The organism is Pseudomonas sp. R11-23-07 (genome assembly GCF_003852295.1).
Taxonomy (GTDB): domain Bacteria; phylum Pseudomonadota; class Gammaproteobacteria; order Pseudomonadales; family Pseudomonadaceae; genus Aquipseudomonas.
This window is the reverse complement of record NZ_CP027761.1, coordinates 3,467,630-3,482,760: the sequence shown is the minus strand read 5'-3', so window position 1 is coordinate 3,482,760 and position 15,131 is coordinate 3,467,630. Positions and strand designations below refer to the sequence as shown.

At 62.7% G+C, this 15,131-nt stretch carries 12 protein-coding genes; 5 read left to right on the top strand and 7 right to left on the bottom strand.

The window, feature by feature from the left end; genetic code table 11:
* Nucleotides 1-18: 18 nt before the first annotated feature.
* From C4J84_RS15875 to C4J84_RS15850, 6 genes are all read right to left on the bottom strand, one after another.
* Complete coding sequence (locus C4J84_RS15875; protein ID WP_124371181.1) at nucleotides 19-1,221, bottom strand: ABC transporter substrate-binding protein; 1,203 nt, start codon at nucleotides 1,219-1,221, stop codon at nucleotides 19-21.
* Between the two features lie 224 nt (nucleotides 1,222-1,445).
* Complete coding sequence (locus C4J84_RS15870) at nucleotides 1,446-2,213, bottom strand: FadR/GntR family transcriptional regulator (RefSeq protein ID WP_124367538.1); 768 nt, start codon at nucleotides 2,211-2,213, stop codon at nucleotides 1,446-1,448.
* Between the two features lie 108 nt (nucleotides 2,214-2,321).
* The gene (locus C4J84_RS15865) at nucleotides 2,322-3,077 is read right to left on the bottom strand and encodes an alpha/beta fold hydrolase (RefSeq protein ID WP_124371180.1); all 756 of its coding nucleotides are present in this window, start codon (nucleotides 3,075-3,077) and stop codon (nucleotides 2,322-2,324) included.
* Nucleotides 3,078-3,185: 108 nt separating this feature from the next.
* Nucleotides 3,186-4,598 carry an efflux transporter outer membrane subunit gene (locus C4J84_RS15860; RefSeq protein ID WP_124371179.1) on the bottom strand — a complete coding sequence of 471 codons (1,413 nt, stop codon included), beginning with the start codon at nucleotides 4,596-4,598 and terminating at the stop codon, nucleotides 3,186-3,188.
* Entirely contained in the window at nucleotides 4,591-6,564 is a 1,974-nt protein-coding gene (locus C4J84_RS15855; protein ID WP_124371178.1) for a MacB family efflux pump subunit, read from the bottom strand. The genes C4J84_RS15860 and C4J84_RS15855 overlap by 8 nt, the downstream gene beginning before the upstream one ends.
* A gap of 1 nt (nucleotide 6,565) precedes the next feature.
* Entirely contained in the window at nucleotides 6,566-7,735 is a 1,170-nt protein-coding gene (locus tag C4J84_RS15850) for an efflux RND transporter periplasmic adaptor subunit (RefSeq protein WP_124371177.1), read from the bottom strand.
* Nucleotides 7,736-7,991: 256 nt separating this feature from the next.
* On the opposite strand from C4J84_RS15850, the gene C4J84_RS15845 reads away from it, so the two are divergent.
* From C4J84_RS15845 to C4J84_RS15815, 5 genes are all read left to right on the top strand, one after another.
* On the top strand, nucleotides 7,992-8,474 hold the full coding sequence (locus C4J84_RS15845) for a sigma-70 family RNA polymerase sigma factor (protein ID WP_124363428.1): 483 nt from the start codon (nucleotides 7,992-7,994) through the stop codon (nucleotides 8,472-8,474).
* A 120-nt stretch (nucleotides 8,475-8,594) separates the two neighbouring features.
* The gene (locus C4J84_RS15840; RefSeq protein WP_124371176.1) at nucleotides 8,595-9,932 is read left to right on the top strand and encodes a lysine N(6)-hydroxylase/L-ornithine N(5)-oxygenase family protein; all 1,338 of its coding nucleotides are present in this window, start codon (nucleotides 8,595-8,597) and stop codon (nucleotides 9,930-9,932) included.
* A 114-nt stretch (nucleotides 9,933-10,046) separates the two neighbouring features.
* Nucleotides 10,047-11,267 (top strand): putative DNA modification/repair radical SAM protein, encoded by a 1,221-nt coding sequence (locus C4J84_RS15835; RefSeq protein ID WP_124371175.1) that lies wholly within the window; start codon nucleotides 10,047-10,049, stop codon nucleotides 11,265-11,267.
* Nucleotides 11,264-12,097, top strand: coding sequence for a TIGR03915 family putative DNA repair protein (locus C4J84_RS15830; RefSeq protein ID WP_124435707.1), 834 nt, complete (start codon nucleotides 11,264-11,266; stop codon nucleotides 12,095-12,097). The genes C4J84_RS15835 and C4J84_RS15830 overlap by 4 nt, the downstream gene beginning before the upstream one ends.
* Before the next feature lie 799 nt (nucleotides 12,098-12,896).
* Nucleotides 12,897-13,787 carry a GNAT family acetyltransferase gene (locus C4J84_RS15815; protein WP_124435705.1) on the top strand — a complete coding sequence of 297 codons (891 nt, stop codon included), beginning with the start codon at nucleotides 12,897-12,899 and terminating at the stop codon, nucleotides 13,785-13,787.
* 129 nt (nucleotides 13,788-13,916) lie between these two features.
* Here the strand turns inward: C4J84_RS15815 and C4J84_RS15810 are convergent, their stop codons facing one another.
* Nucleotides 13,917-14,936, bottom strand: coding sequence for a branched-chain amino acid aminotransferase (locus C4J84_RS15810; RefSeq protein WP_124371172.1), 1,020 nt, complete (start codon nucleotides 14,934-14,936; stop codon nucleotides 13,917-13,919).
* Between the last annotated feature and the right edge of the window lie 195 nt (nucleotides 14,937-15,131).

The window sequence follows — 15,131 nt, the reverse complement described above, 5'->3', positions numbered from 1 at the left end:
GGTGCGATAGTCAGAAACTCAGACGAGCGTGCAGCCCGTGGCTTCCACCGGCGGGAAGGACTGGCCGGCGCTGAGCACCTTGGCCAGGTCGTCCTTGTCGGTCATATCGGCGGCGGCCTTGCCTATCAGCAGGTAGTAGTCCTTGATCACCTGATGGTCGCCGGCGCGGATCGATTCCTTGCCGGTCGGGCCTTCATAACTCAGGCCCTGCAGGGCCTTGGCCACGGTCGGCCCGTCGAAGCTGCCGGTAGCGACGATGGTCTCGAGCATCACCTTGGTGCTGATGTAGTCAGCGGCGAGCGGGTAGGTGGGGTTGATGCCGTATTTGGCCTGGGTCAGCTTGACCAGCTCGCGGTTGAGCGGCGTATCGACCTGGTGCCAGTACTGCGCACCGAGGTACACGCCTTCGAGAATATCGCTGCCCAGTTCCTGGAACTGGTCGAGGCCGGCGGACCACACCAGCAGCACCTTCATGCGTTCCTTGATGCCGAAATTCACCGCCTGGCGCAGGGTGTTGGATGACTGGCTGCCGAAGTTGAGCAGCACCAGTACATCGGGCCTGGTGGAGATGGCGTTGGTCAGGTAGCCGGAGAATTCCTGCTCCTGCAAGGAGTGGTAGCTGTTGCCGACGTGTTCCAGGCCGTGTTCCTTGAGTACGTTTTTCGCGCCTTCGAGCAAAGCTTCACCGAACACGTATTGCGGGGTGATGGTGTACCAGCGCTTGGCGTCCGGCAGCAGCTTGATCAGCGGCAGCATGGTTTCGCGGATGGCGCCGTAGGTGGGCACCGACCAGCGAAACGTGGCCTTGTTGCAGTCCTTGCCGGTGACCTCGTCGGCGCCCACCGGGGTCATGAACACGCCGCCGACTTTGTCGACCTCCTTGGCCACTGCCAGGGCCGACGAGGACAGCGTGCAGCCCTGGAAGAACCGCGCGCCGTCCTGCTGAATCGCCTCCTGCACCTTGCGCACCGCCTTGCCGGCATTGCCTTCGGTGTCGATGACCTTGTAGTTCAACGGGCGGCCGAGCACTTGCGGGTGCTGCTCCACCGCCAGGCGCGAACCCATGTCGGCAAACTTGCCATAGCTGGCAAAGGCGCCAGACATGGACTTGAGGCCGTAAAAGGTAAAGGGCTCGGCGGCGAATGCCGCACGCACGCTCAGCGGGAGGCTGAGGGCGGAGGCGAAGGTGAGACTGGCTTTCAATAACGTACGACGCTGCATGGGGTGACTCCCTGGTTTAGTTATTGGCAGGAGCGGCAAGGGCGATACGGTGGAGCAAGGGCCTGTGGGCAGGCTTTTATGGGATAACTCGATTCAGCGGGTGAACTCGGTCAAGTGTGGGAGGGGGCTTGCTCCCGATAGCGGTGGATCAGGTACAGATGCAGTGGCTGACACTCAGTCATCGGGAGCAAGCCCCCTCCCACATTGGATTTGTGGTGTTTGGGTTAAGAGTGATCGAACTCCAGCAGGAAGTGCGGGCTGACTTGGCCTTCCAGTGCAGTCATGTGGTGTTCGGCATCGCACATGTGTTCATGCATCAAGCTGCGCACCGCGCTTTCATCCCCAGCGCGAAAGGCGATCAGCAATTGCTTGTGGTAGTCGAGGTTGGCCGCATCGAACTGTTTGCGCTTGGGCTTGTAGGCTTTTTTCAGCACCACCAGGTCGCGCAGCAGGTCGTTGAGGAACTGCGCCATGAAACCGAGCAGCGGGTTGGGGCAGGCCTTGGCCAGCAGGTTGTGAAATTCCAGTTCCGCCAGACGCTGTTCGCGCTGGCCGGCTTCGCTGTCTTCGGGGGCGCTGCAAAAGTCCACGTTGTCTTGCAAGGCCTGGTAGTCGCTCTCGCTCAAGCGCCCGAGCACCGACAGCGCCAGCTCCACTTCGATGACCTTGCGCAGTTGATACACCTGCTCGCCGTCCAGGTGCTGGAAGTGCAGGTAGTTGCGCAGTGCGCGGCTGGCGGGTTCGGTGCCGGCCTGGTTCAGGTAGGCGCCGCCGCTGGGGCCGGTGCGCGTACTCACCAGGCCTTCGACTTCCAGCGCCTTGAGCGCTTCGCGGGCCGAGCCCTTGGAGCACTGGAAGCTTTCCATCAGCTCGCGTTCGGTGGGCAAGCGGTCGCCGGGCTTCAAGGCGTCGGTGACGATGGAGCGCTTGACCGACTCGACGATCACATCGGACAGCTTCTGGCGTTTGCGGCGTAGTGGACGGCTCAGCATGGTTTCGATTTATCGTATTAATGCGGATAAATAGCACTTAATAACGATCGGGCCGCAGCGTCAACGCAGGGTGTCGTTTCTGGTATCAACAGGTCGTAAACGTCAGGGTCAGTCCCAGCCGCCACGGTCGAGGCAGCGTGTGTTCGCCGGTGGCCGTTTGCCGAAAACCAGAAAATCACCGAGCCAGCGGCTGACACAGCCGTCACCGCTGGCCTGGGCGGGTTCCTTGAGCAGCAGCAGCTCGACGCCGGAAGCCACAGGTTCGCCGCGCCCGGCGTTGACCAGCACCATGCGCGCGATGCGTTCGGGAAACAGCGTGGCATAGCGGTTGCCCAGTCGCGCCGCGTCGGCATTGCCGACGTAGTTGAGTTGAGCCTCGCCCAGTTGCTCACGGACATACTCCATATCCCGCGCCGCCTGTTCGACGGCGGCGTCCTGTTGCAGGTCGCGGGGGCTCAGTTCGATGACGTCGTAGCGGTCGACCAACGTGCGGTAAGCCTGGGTGGCATAAGACTCCCAGCGGCCGACCAGATGCAGGGCAAAGGTGGCGTTTTTAGCTGCACGCGGGTCGCCGGACTGGATAAACACCACGCCCTCACGGTTGAGCGGGTCGCGTGCGCCGACGCGTGTCACGCTCAGGCGTAGGCGGCCGCGGCCGGGTGCGGCATGGTCGCGGGGCACCGTCACCTGGCCGCATTGGGTGCGCGCGAGGACTTCGGGGTCGAGGCGTTCAAACGCCGGGAAGGGGCAATCCAGTAACCAGTCAATGGCGGTGGGCGTGATCAAGGGATCGGCCAGGGCCAGGTGGGCGATCAGCCAGGCGCCGAGGCAAACCAGGCATTTTCCAACAACGCTGGGTTTCATTAAAAGGTCCTGGAAGAGCCGTGTGAAGGCGGCTTTTTTACCAAGGACCTTGGGTCTAATAATGTAAGGCGATTAAACGGTTTGTGTACGAAACTGGAGTTTCGTTTTTCAGTTGCCGCTACTCCAGCCACCGCCCAGCGCTTTATACAACGCGATGCTGGCCTGCAAGCGCGACAGTCGCAGTTGCACGTTCAAGTCCTGGGCCGCGTACAAGGTGCGTTGGGTTTCCAGCACCGTGAGCAAATCCTCGGCACCGGCCTGGTAACGGCTTTCTGCGATCTGGAACGCGGTCTGTGCCTGTTGCAGCTCCTCGGCTTGCCATTGGCGCTGCTGGTCCAGGCGGGTGATGCTGCTGAGGGCTTTTTCCACGTCGGCAAAGCCGTTGATGATCGCCCCTCGGTAGGTGTGCAGCAGCTCATCCTGGCGCGCGCGGGCCTTGTCGCGTTCCGCGCTTAAACGACCGTTGTTGAAGATCGGCGCCACCAGGCCCGAGGTCAGGGTGTAGAACGGGCTGCGCAGGATGTCGTCGGCTTTGTACGCGCCCGAACCCAGGGTCGCGCCCAGGGTGACGGCAGGCAACATCGCCGCACGGGCCACGCGCACGTCGGCGCTCGCCGCCGCCAGTTGTGCCTCGGCCTGGGCCAGGTCGGGGCGCCGGCTCAATAACTGGCTCGGCACGCCGGGCCCGATGCTTGGCCAGGTCAGTGCCTGGAACGCCTCGTTGCCCAGGGCCAGCGCCTGCACGGGCTGGCCGAGCAACGCGGCAAGGGTGATCCGCGAATCTTCGGCCAACTGCTCGATCAGCGGCAGTTGCCGTTGCTGGCTGGCCACCAGGCTTTTCTGTTGCGCCAGCTCCAGGGCTGTGGCGGAACCGGCGTCGTAGCGGGTTTGCACCAGCTTCAGCACATTGCGCGCATTCGCCAGGTTCAGCTCGGCGATCTGCAGGCGCTGGCGCGCGGCCAGGGTTTGCGCGTAGCGGTCGGCCACGTTGCTGAGCAGGGTCAGCTCAACGTTGGCCTGGTCGAACTGGCTGGCCTGCAGGCTCTGCAGTGCGCCGTCCCGTGCGGCGGCGCGGCCGCCCCAGAAGTCGAGTTCGTAGCTGGCCGTGAGGTTGGCGTCATAGCTGCTGACGGTTCTGTTGCTCTCGGTGGCGTTCAGGTCCGAGTTGCCGCTGCCGCGCAGCAGCTTTTCACGGGTGGCGGTGAGGTTGAACTTGACCTCAGGCAGCAGCGGCGCGCCGGCAATCACCGCCGTTGCCTGCGCCTGGCGCACGCGGGCCATGGCGGCGGCAACGTCGAAACTGTCACGGCGGGCCTGGTCGATCAGGCGGTTGAGCGAGGGGCTGCCAAATTGCGTCCACCAGCGCTGGTTGGCGGCTTGGCTGGCCGCGCGCTCGGCGTATTGCCAGGCGGCGGGCGGCGCGATGCCGCTGTCGACGGCGGGCGCATTACCCGCACAGGCATTGAGCAACAAGCACAGGCTGAGCAGCGCCAGCGGCGGTGCGAGGGGTCGTTTATTCACTGGTCAACGCCTTAACCGGATCGAGCCGGGCAGCTTTACGGGCCGGCATAAAGCCGAATACGACACCGGTGACCAGCGCGCAGCCAAAGGCGCCGAGCACCGCCATCAGGGAAAACTGCACCGCCACCTCGGCCAGTACCAGCACGCCGCCCACCAGCAAGGCCAGGGCAATACCCAGCAGCCCGCCGACCACCGAGAGCATCACCGCCTCGGTGAGAAACTGGCGCAGGATGTCGCGCTGACGGGCACCGGTGGCCATGCGGATGCCGATCTCGCGGGTACGTTCGCGCACGGTCATCAGCATGATGTTCATCACGCCGATGCCGCCCACCAACAGGGAAATCGCCGCAATCGAACCTAGCATCAACGACAGTGTGTTGGCCGTGCGCGCCTCGGCCTGGATCATCGCGGCGTTGTTGGTCAGGTGATAATCGTCCTTGCCCTGGTGCAGGCGCTTGAGCAACTGATTGATGGCCTGCTCGGCGGCGTTCACCCGGGTGGCGTCGGCTGCGGCAATCACCACGTACTCCGGGTTATAGCTGCCGAACAGGCGGATGCTGGCGGCGGAGTAGGGGATGGCAATGCGGTCATCACTGTCTTTGTTGCCCGAGCTGGAGCCTTTTTCCTGGAGCACGCCCACCACCTGGAACGGCACGTTTTCGATCAGGATGTACTGGCCGATGGGGTTGACCAGGCCTTTGAACAGCTTGTCACGCACCCGGGCGCCGATCACCGCGACGGTGGCGGCGTTGCGTTCGTCGGCTTCGGTAAAGTAGCTGCCCTCGACCACCGGCCAGTTGAAGATGCTCGGAAACTGGGTGTCGTTGCCGCCGACATAGGCGATGTAGTCGATGTTGCCGAAACGCACGCCGGCTTCGGCGCCGTTGACCGGCATGATCCGTTTCACCTGGGGCAGGGTGGCCAGGGCGGCCACATCCTGTGGGGTGATGATGCCCAGGGGCGTGCGCGGGTTGGGCGACGAACCACTGACATACAGGATGTTCGAGCCGAACGCGCCCATCTGCGCCATGACCTGGCGCTTGCTGCCTTCCCCCACGGCCAGCATGACCACCACCGAGGCCACGCCAATAATGATTCCGAGCAAGGTCAGCGCGGTGCGAAAGCGGTTGATCCACATCACGCGCCAAGCCGCTTGCAATGCGTCGAGCAGTTCGGCCTTCCAGGCGCCGTTGTGTTCGGCGCCGTCGACCAGGCGCTGGCGCAGGTCCACGGCCTGCAGCGCAGTGCTGTCCGCTTCGGCGGGCGCGCAGGCCTGGGCGCCGGCCGAGTCGCTGATGATCAGGCCGTCGCGAATCTCGATGATGCGGTTGGCCCGTGCGGCCACTTCGCGGTCATGGGTGATCAGGATGACCACATGGCCCTGGCTCGCCAGTTCGTCGAGCAGGCTCATCACTTCGGCGCCGCTATGGCTGTCGAGGGCGCCGGTGGGTTCGTCGGCGAGGATGATATGCCCGCCGTTCATCAGCGCGCGTGCGATGGACACCCGCTGCTGCTGGCCGCCGGAGAGCTGGTGCGGACGGTTGCCGGTGCGGTCGGCCAGGCCCAGGCGGGTGAGCAGGGCGGTGGCGCGGGCGTGCCGTTCGCTGGCACTGATGCCGGCATAGATCGCCGGCATCTCGACGTTTTCCTGGGCCGACGCCGACGGGATCAAGTGGTAGCCCTGGAACACGAAACCGAAGGCTTCGCGGCGCAGCCAGGCCAGTTCGTCGCTGCCCAGGTGGGCAACGTTTTCACCGGCGAACAGGTAGTCACCGTCGCTTGGGCGGTCGAGGCAACCGAGGATATTCATCAATGTGGACTTGCCGGAGCCGGACGCGCCGACGATGGCGACGAACTCCCCGGCATGGATCGACAGGTCGATGCCACGCAGCACGTCGACCTGCGGGCTGTCGCCGCCGCCGTAGGATTTACGGATGTGCTTGAGTTCGATCAGGGGCGTGGTCAATTCAACCCCCGCTGCTGTCGGCCGGGCCGATCAACAGGTGATCGCCTTCGCTGAGGCCGTCGAGCACCTGGACGCGCAGGCGGTCGCTGACACCCAGGCGCACCGTGCGCTGCTCGATGCTGCCGTTCTTCGCCACCACCCGGGCGATTTGCGTGTCCGCGTTGGGAGTGCCTTGCAGCGCGGCGACCGGTACGGTGAGGACGCCCTTGACCTGGTTTGCGACGAAAAACACCTGGGTGGTCATTTCCGCCATCAGCGCGTTATCGGCGTTGTCCACGTCCAGCAGCACCGTGTACAGCACCACGCGGCCGCTGCCACTTTTGCTGGCGCTGCTCGGGCTGCCGCTGCCCTGGGTTTCGTTCAAGGGTTTGGGCGGAATCGGCAGGATCTGGCGCACGGTGCTGGTCCAACGCCGGCTGCCGCCGCTCAAGGTGGTGAAGTACGCGCTCATACCGGGTTTGACATGGCCGATATCCGCTTCGGAGACTTCGGCCCATACGGTCATCGGCGACAACCTGGCGATGCGCAGAATCAGCGGGGTTTGTTGTTGCGCGTTGAGCGTCTGGCCGACCCGCGCATCCACCGCGACCACGGTACCGGCCATCGGCGCATAGATACGCGTGTAACCCAGTTCCGCTTCGTCGCTGCGCAGGCTGGCCCGCGCCTGGCGGATCTGCGCCTGGAACATCTCGACCCGCGCCTGGGTCGCGCTCAGTTCGGCCTTGGCGGTTTGTACATCCTCTTCGCGCGTGGCGTTGCCGGCGCTCAAGCGTTGCTGGCGCTGGTACTTCTGGCGCGCCAATGCATGCTGGGCCTTCTGCTCCTGCAACTGCGCCTCAAGGTTTTCGATGGCGTAGCGGCTGGCATCGAGCTTGGCCTTTTGCGTCGAGGGGTCGATCTCTACCAGCAATTGGCCCTCCTTGACCTGGTCGCCGGCTTCGACGTGGATCTTCTGGATCTGCCCGGAAGCCTGGGCGCCCACATCCACATAACGCCGCGGTTGCAGGGTGCCCAGGGCTGTGACGCTGTTTTCGATATCGCCACGGGTGACGGTGACGGTGGCCAGGGTGTCGCGACCCGGCGCCAGGCCTTGCCAGGTGGCAAACGCAACGATGGGAATCAGGCACGCCACCACAAGCAGGGCGCGTCGGGCAGGTCGAGGGCGTTTCATGCGTAGGTTCCAGCCAGGAAAGATCGGGGCGCAGTTGCGCAGAGCTGACAGTTAAACGAAGAAAATGCCGCAGGATTTAGGCGGTTACACGCGCGGTTACAGCACGCGCGGCGAAAAAAATCGGCCGTTGATGCGAGACTTCTTTAAAAGTAGATGAGAATTACTATAAATTGCACCTACTCAAACTGCCATCATCGATGGGCCTGTTCCTACTCGGACTGGCATCGTTAGCACCACGGCCATGGGGCCAGGAGTCATGTTGGAAAACTACTATCGTGAGCTGGTGTGTTTCCTCAACGCCAAGCTGGGCAACCGTCAGGTGGCCGAGGATGTGGTGCATGACGCGTATGTGCGGGTGCTGGAGCGTTCCAGTGACACCCCGATCGAACAGCCGCGCGCGTTCCTGTATCGCACCGCGTTGAACCTGGTGATCGACGGCCATCGGCGCAACGCCCTGCGCCAGGTCGAGCCGCTGGAGGTGCTGGACAGCGAAGAACGCTTCGCCCCGTGTTCACCCCACGCCAGCCACGACCAGGGCCAGCGTCTGGAGCTGCTCGAGCGCGCCCTGGCCGAGTTGCCGGCGGCCTGCCGCGACAGTTTCCTGCTGCGCAAACTCGACGGCCTGTCCCATCTGCAAATCGCCGAGCGCCTGAGCATTTCCCGCAGCCTGGTGGAAAAGCACATCGTCAATGCCATGAAGCATTGCCGGTCACGCATGCGCGAGTGGGAAGCCCACTGATGCGCCGTTAGTTAAATTTTATTTCACTGTCCTCGTTTCCTATCAACACACGGCCTGTTGTGCAGGCCATGAAGGTATTCCCGCCCCAACCGCCAAGGGGCTTATCCAGAGGACACTGGAATGACACAGGCAATTGCTTCGCCCGCGGTTCACGACCTGATCGGTATCGGCTTCGGCCCTTCGAACCTGGCGCTGGCCATCGCCCTGCAGGAGCGTGAAAAGGCCCAGGGCAAACTGGACGTGCTGTTCCTCGACAAACAAGCCGACTACCGCTGGCACGGCAATACCCTGGTGACCCAGAGCGAACTGCAGATTTCCTTCCTCAAGGACCTGGTGACCCTGCGCAACCCCACCAGCCCGTATTCCTTCGTCAATTACCTGAAGGCCCACGAGCGCCTGGTGGACTTTATCAACCTGGGCACGTTCTACCCGTGCCGCATGGAGTACAACGATTACCTGCGCTGGGTCGCCGGGCAATTCCAGGCCCAGGCCCGCTACGGCGAAGAAGTGCTGGCCATCGAGCCGATCCTGCACCAGCAGCAGGTGGAAGCGCTGCGCGTGATTTCCCGTGACGCCCAGGGTGAACAGCATGTGCGCACCACGCGCGCGGTGGTGGTCAGCGCCGGGGGCACGCCGCGTATTCCCGAAGCCTTCAAGGCGCTCAAGGGCGACAGCCGGGTGTTTCACCATTCCCAGTATCTGGAGCGCATGGCCAGCCAGCCCTGTGTCGACGGCAAGGCCATGCGCATTGCGGTGATCGGCGGCGGCCAGAGCGCGGCCGAAGCCTTTATCGACCTCAACGACAGCTTCCCCTCGGTGCAGGTCGACTTGATCCTGCGCGGCTCGGCGCTCAAACCCGCCGACGACAGCCCGTTCGTCAATGAAGTGTTCTCGCCGGCCTTTACCGACCTGGTGTTCCAGCAAGTCGGCGCCGAGCGTGAGCGGCTGGTTGCCGAGTACCAGAACACCAACTACTCGGTGGTGGACCTGGACCTGATCGAACGTATCTACGGCATTTTCTATCGGCAGAAAGTCTCCGGCATCGCACGCCAGGCGTTCCGCACCATGACCGTTGTCGAAAAGGCCACCCCCGGCCCGCTCGGCATCGAACTGGTGCTGCGCAACAACGCCAGCGGCGAAACCAGCGTCGGCCACTACGACGCGGTGATCCTCGCCACCGGTTACGAGCGCCAGATGCACCGCGAACTGCTCGCGCCGCTGCACGCCTACATGGGCGACTTCGAAGTGGCCCGCGACTACCGTATCGTCACCGATGAGCGCTGCAAGGCGGGTATCTATATCCAGGGGTTCAGCCAGGCCAGCCATGGCTTGAGCGATACGTTGCTGTCGGTGCTGCCGATTCGCGCGGATGAGATTGCGGCGTCGTTGTATGCCAATGACCGCAGCCATGATTCAGCGCGTTCGGTGCAGGACCTGTTGTTGGCGACGGCGAGCTGAGTTCCAGCCGCAAGCCGCAAGCCGCAAGCTTGGAGCTTGAAGCTTGAAGCTAAAAGCTTGCAGCTTACATCTACCCCCTGATACTGTACAAAAAACCAGTATCGGTAGCTCTCCATGCAGTTGATCGAAAAACTCAGCATCCTCGCCGACGCCGCCAAGTATGACGCGTCATGCGCCAGCAGTGGCGCACCCAAGCGCAGCTCCGAAGGCAAGGCGGGGCTGGGTTCCACCGACGGCATGGGCATTTGCCACAGCTATACGCCTGACGGCCGTTGCGTGTCGCTGCTCAAGGTGTTGCTCACCAACTTCTGTCTCTACGACTGCCAGTATTGCGTCAACCGCCGTTCCAGCGATGTGCCCCGTGCGCGGTTCAGCCCGGAGGAGGTGGTCACCCTGACCCTGGACTTCTACAAGCGCAATTGCGTCAGCGGCCTGTTTCTCAGTTCCGGCATCATCCGTTCGGCCGACTACACCATGGAGCAATTGGTGCGGGTCGCCAGGCTGTTGCGCGAGGAGCATGACTTTCGCGGCTATATCCACCTCAAGACCATTCCCGAAGCCGACCCGGCGCTGATCGCCGAGGCCGGGCGTTATGCCGACCGCCTGAGCGTGAATATCGAACTGCCCACCGATGCCAGCCTGCAAACCCTGGCGCCGGAAAAGCAGATTGTCTCGATCAAGCAGGCCATGCAAACCATCTACACCGGTGAGCAGACCGTGCTCAACGAACCCCGCGCGCCGCGCTTCGCCCCGGCCGGGCAGAGCACGCAGATGATCGTCGGCGCCGACGACACCGACGACAGCACCATCCTGCACGGTGCCGAAGCCCTGTATGGCAATTACAAGCTGCGCCGCGTGTATTACTCGGCCTTCAGTCCCATCCCTAACAGCCCGAAAAGCGTGCCCTTGGCCGCGCCGCCACTGATGCGCGAGCATCGTTTGTACCAGGCCGATTTTCTATTGCGCAGCTACGGTTTCAGCGCCAACGAGCTGTTCGAAGGCCCCGGCCACCTGGCATTGGATATCGACCCCAAGCTGGCCTGGGCCCTGGAACATCGGGAGGTGTTCCCCCTGGACCTGAACCGCGCCGAACCGACCTTGATCGCGCGCATCCCCGGCATTGGCCTGCGCACCACCCAGCGCCTGGTCGACCTGCGCCGCGAACGCAAGATCCGCTTCGAAGACCTGGCGCGCATGCGCTGCGTACTGGCCAAGGCCAAGCCGTTTTTCATCACCAGCGATTACCACCCCCAACAAGCGGACACCACCAGCGTTTTGCTGCGCGAGCAGCTGCGTGATCGCCCGCAACCGCAACAGATGGGGTTGTGGGGATGATCAGCCTGGAATGCGACAACCTGTTCAGCACCTGGCGCGAACAGGCGCGCTGGCTGCTCAGCCACCAGGTCGACCCCAGCCAGGTGAGTTGGGGCGAAGCCGAGGTGGCGGATCTGTTTGCCACCGAAGAGCCGATTCCGCCTGGGCCTGGCCCGTTCCAGGCGCGCATTCCCAAGGCGTTGCTGCACCTGCTGGAGTCGGCCGCCTGCTACCACGGCGACCAGCGCTGGAGTTTGCTGTACGAGGTGTTGTGGCGGGTCAGCCATGGCGATCGCACGGCGATGCTGGCCGGTGACAAGTTGGGCAGCGAGTTGCAGCGGCGCATCAAGCAGGTCAGTCGTGAAGCCCACCACTTGCACGCATTTGTACGGTTTATCGCACTGCCGCCGGGGGCAGGGCCGGAGCTGCCGGAGTACGTGGCCTGGCACGAACCGGCTCACGATATTCTGCACAGCGCCAGCCAGCATTTTGTCGGGCGCATGGGCCGGCATCGCTGGATGATCGCAACGCCCCTGGACGGGGTGTATTACGACGGCGAGCAATTGATTCACCAACGCCAGTGCCCCGAGGCTTGGCAGCAACTGGCGCAGAATGTCGAGGACCCGCACAGCGCCATGTGGTTGACCTACTACAGCCACATCTTCAACCCGGCGCGGTTGAACCCCAAGGTGATGGAAGGACATTTGCCGAGCCGGTTCTGGAAGAACCTGCCGGAGGGCAAGTTGATTCCGGGGCTGATCAGCGAGGCGCGCACGGGCAAGCAGAAAGATGGGCAGGCCAAGCTGGTTGGCGCCAAACCCGGCAAACGTATTTCAAGTGGGCACGGTTAGAAAATGTGGGAGGGGGCTTGCCCTGATGCCAGTAAGTCAAGGCGACACCGAACCTGTGGCGAGGGAGCTTGCTCCCGCTGGACTGCGCAGCAGTCCCATTGTTTGGGGCCGCTTCGCGCCCCAGCGGGAGCAAGCTCCCTCGCCACAAGTTAGTTCTCGCTCCTGCTACTTCTTAACTGACTGGCATTAGAGCTTGCCCCCGATGGCCATAGGTATCTACACGATTTTGTAGCACAGCCTACGGTAACCACGATGCGAAGCGAGCCGCTCTTGCTTTTGCTTTTGCTTTTGCTTTTGCTTTTGATCTTAGGCGCCCCGTTAAACCACGCTGGCCGGAATTCGACAGTGATTTGGGGGGTAAACCGGCAGGGATGCCGGTTTAGCCGCCCCGCGCCATGGATGGCGCGTGGCGGCGGCCCCCCAAATCACTGTCGGATTACGGGCACACCGAGCCTAGGCGAGGTGCCGAGTGGTGGGGCAAGAGCGTTTTGCTTACTTTTGCGCTTTTCAAAAGTGAGCCGCCGTTGGGCGGAACCCATAGCAGCCGTTACCGCAGCAACGGATATGTACTCGCTCTGATCCAGCATCCTGGTCGGCCCTGAGGCCGCCATCGGGAGCAAGCCCCCTCCCACATTTGGATCGCGCGGCATCAGTCAGATAGCTATAGGCCGCCAGGCTGCCACGGGAGCAAGCTCCCTCGCCACAGGTTCGGTGTCGCCTTAACCGACTGGCGTTAGGGCATGGCCCTCTCACATTGGTATTGTGGTGCTCGTTATAGCGCCGTCAGCCAGGAGCAAGCATGTCTACCGTCGTTCGTACTGCCCAAGCCTCAGATGCCGAGGGCATCAGCCAGGTCATCCTCGCCGCCTTGCACGGCAGCAATGCACGGGATTACCCGGCGGATGTGATCGCTCGCGTGGCGAGCAATTTCACACCCGAGGCGGTGCTGGAACTGCTCAAGCGTCGTGTGGTGCTGGTGGCGGTAAAAGCCGATGTGATCGTCGCCACGGCGGCCCTGGACGCCAATGTGGTGCGCTCGGTGTTCGTCAATCCGGTGCTGCAAGGGCAGGGCATTGGCCGGCTGCTGATGATCGAGATCGAGCTGCGCGCCCGTGAAGCCGGGGTGAGCGTGTTGAGTGTGCCGTCTTCGCTGACCGCCGAGCCGTTCTATAGCAAGCTGGGTTTTCATACCGTGCGCGATGTCTACCACGGCAACGAGCGTACGCTGGTCATGGAAAAGGCGCTGCTGTCTCGGCACCCCATCGGCCCGTATCGCGACCGCCAGCACCGTGCGCAGGTGGTTGCGTTATGGCAGGAAGCGTTCGGCTATGACACCGCGCATAACCTGCCGACCCTGGCGATCGATAAGAAACTGGCGGTCAATGACGGGCTTTTCTTTGTCGCCACCGACAAAAAAACCGTGATCGGCACGATCCTCGCCGGGTACGACGGCCATCGTGGCTGGCTGTATTCGGTGGCGGTGCACGCCGACTATCGTCGCCACGGCCTGGGATCATCGTTGGTGCGTCACGCGGAACAGGCGTTGACGGCACTGGGTTGCATGAAGATCAACCTGCAGATCACCAGCAGCAATGATGCGGTGGCGGGGTTTTACGAGGCGTTGGGGTATGGGGTGGAACAGAGGATCAGCATGGGCAAGAGGATTGCCAGTAACATCCCCCAATCTTGAAAATACCGGTAATCAAAATGTGGGAGGGGGCTTGCTCCCGATAGCAATGTGTCAGTCACCGAAGATGTTGACTGATACACCGCCATCGGGAGCAAGCCCCCTCCCACATTGGGTTTTGCGTTGTGGCTATTAGACCTTGACGATCCAACCCGCTGGCGCTTCAACATCACCGGTCTGCACGCCCGTCAGCTCTTTGTAGAGCTTCTGGGTAACCGGGCCCACTTCGGTCTCGCTGTGGAACACGTGCAGTTTGCCGTTGTACTGGATGCCACCGATCGGCGAGATCACCGCAGCGGTGCCGCAGGCGCCGGCTTCCTTGAATTGGTCCAGCTTGTCGATGAACACCTCGCCCTCGACCACGGTAAGGCCCAGGCGGCTCTGGGCCAGTTCGATCAGCGACAGGCGGGTGATGCCCGGCAGTACCGAAGGCGACTTCGGTGTGATGAACTGGTTGTCATGGGTGATGCCGAAGAAGTTGGCCGAGCCGACTTCTTCGATTTTCGAATGGGTCATCGGGTCCAGGTAGATCGCGTCGGCGAAGCCGGATTTTTTTGCTTCCGAACCTGGCATCAGGCTGGCGGCATAGTTACCGCCGACTTTCGCGGCACCGGTGCCTTGTGGCGCGGCGCGGTCGAAGGTGGAGATCTGGAAGTTGTGGGGCACCAGGCCGCCTTTGAAATAGGCGCCGACCGGGATGCAGAACACCGAGAAGATAAACTCCGGCGCGGAGCGCACACCGATGTTGTCACCGGTGCCGATCACGAACGGGCGCAGGTACAGCGCGCCGCCGCTGCCGTAAGGCGGGATGAAGCGCTCGTTGGCCTTGACCACTTGTTTGCAGGCGTCGATGAACGCATCGGTCGTCACATGCGGCATCAGCAGGCGGGCACAGCTGCGCTGCATGCGCGCGGCGTTCTGGTCCGGACGAAACAGGTTGATCGAGCCGTCCTTGCAGCGGTAGGCCTTGAGGCCTTCAAAGCACTGTTGGCCGTAGTGCAGGGCGGTGGAGCCCTCGCTGATGTGCAGCACGTTGTCGTCGGTCAGGGTGCCGTCTTGCCATTCGCCGTTTTTCCAGACCTGGAGAAACCGCTTATCGGTCTTGATGTAGTCAAAACCCAGCGTGTCCCAATTGATGCTCTCGTTACCCATGACACCCTCTATCTTGGTCAAGTCGGATTTTTTTCTGGATGGGCGCAACAATACTTCATTCGCGGGCCCGTTCGCATCCCCCACGTCCTCTGTAGGAGCGAGCTTGCTCGCGAAAAACTCCAGGGCGCCGCGTTCATTCTGGTTTCACGCGTTATCGTTGGCGATTTTCGCGAGCAAGCTCGCTCCTACAGGTGG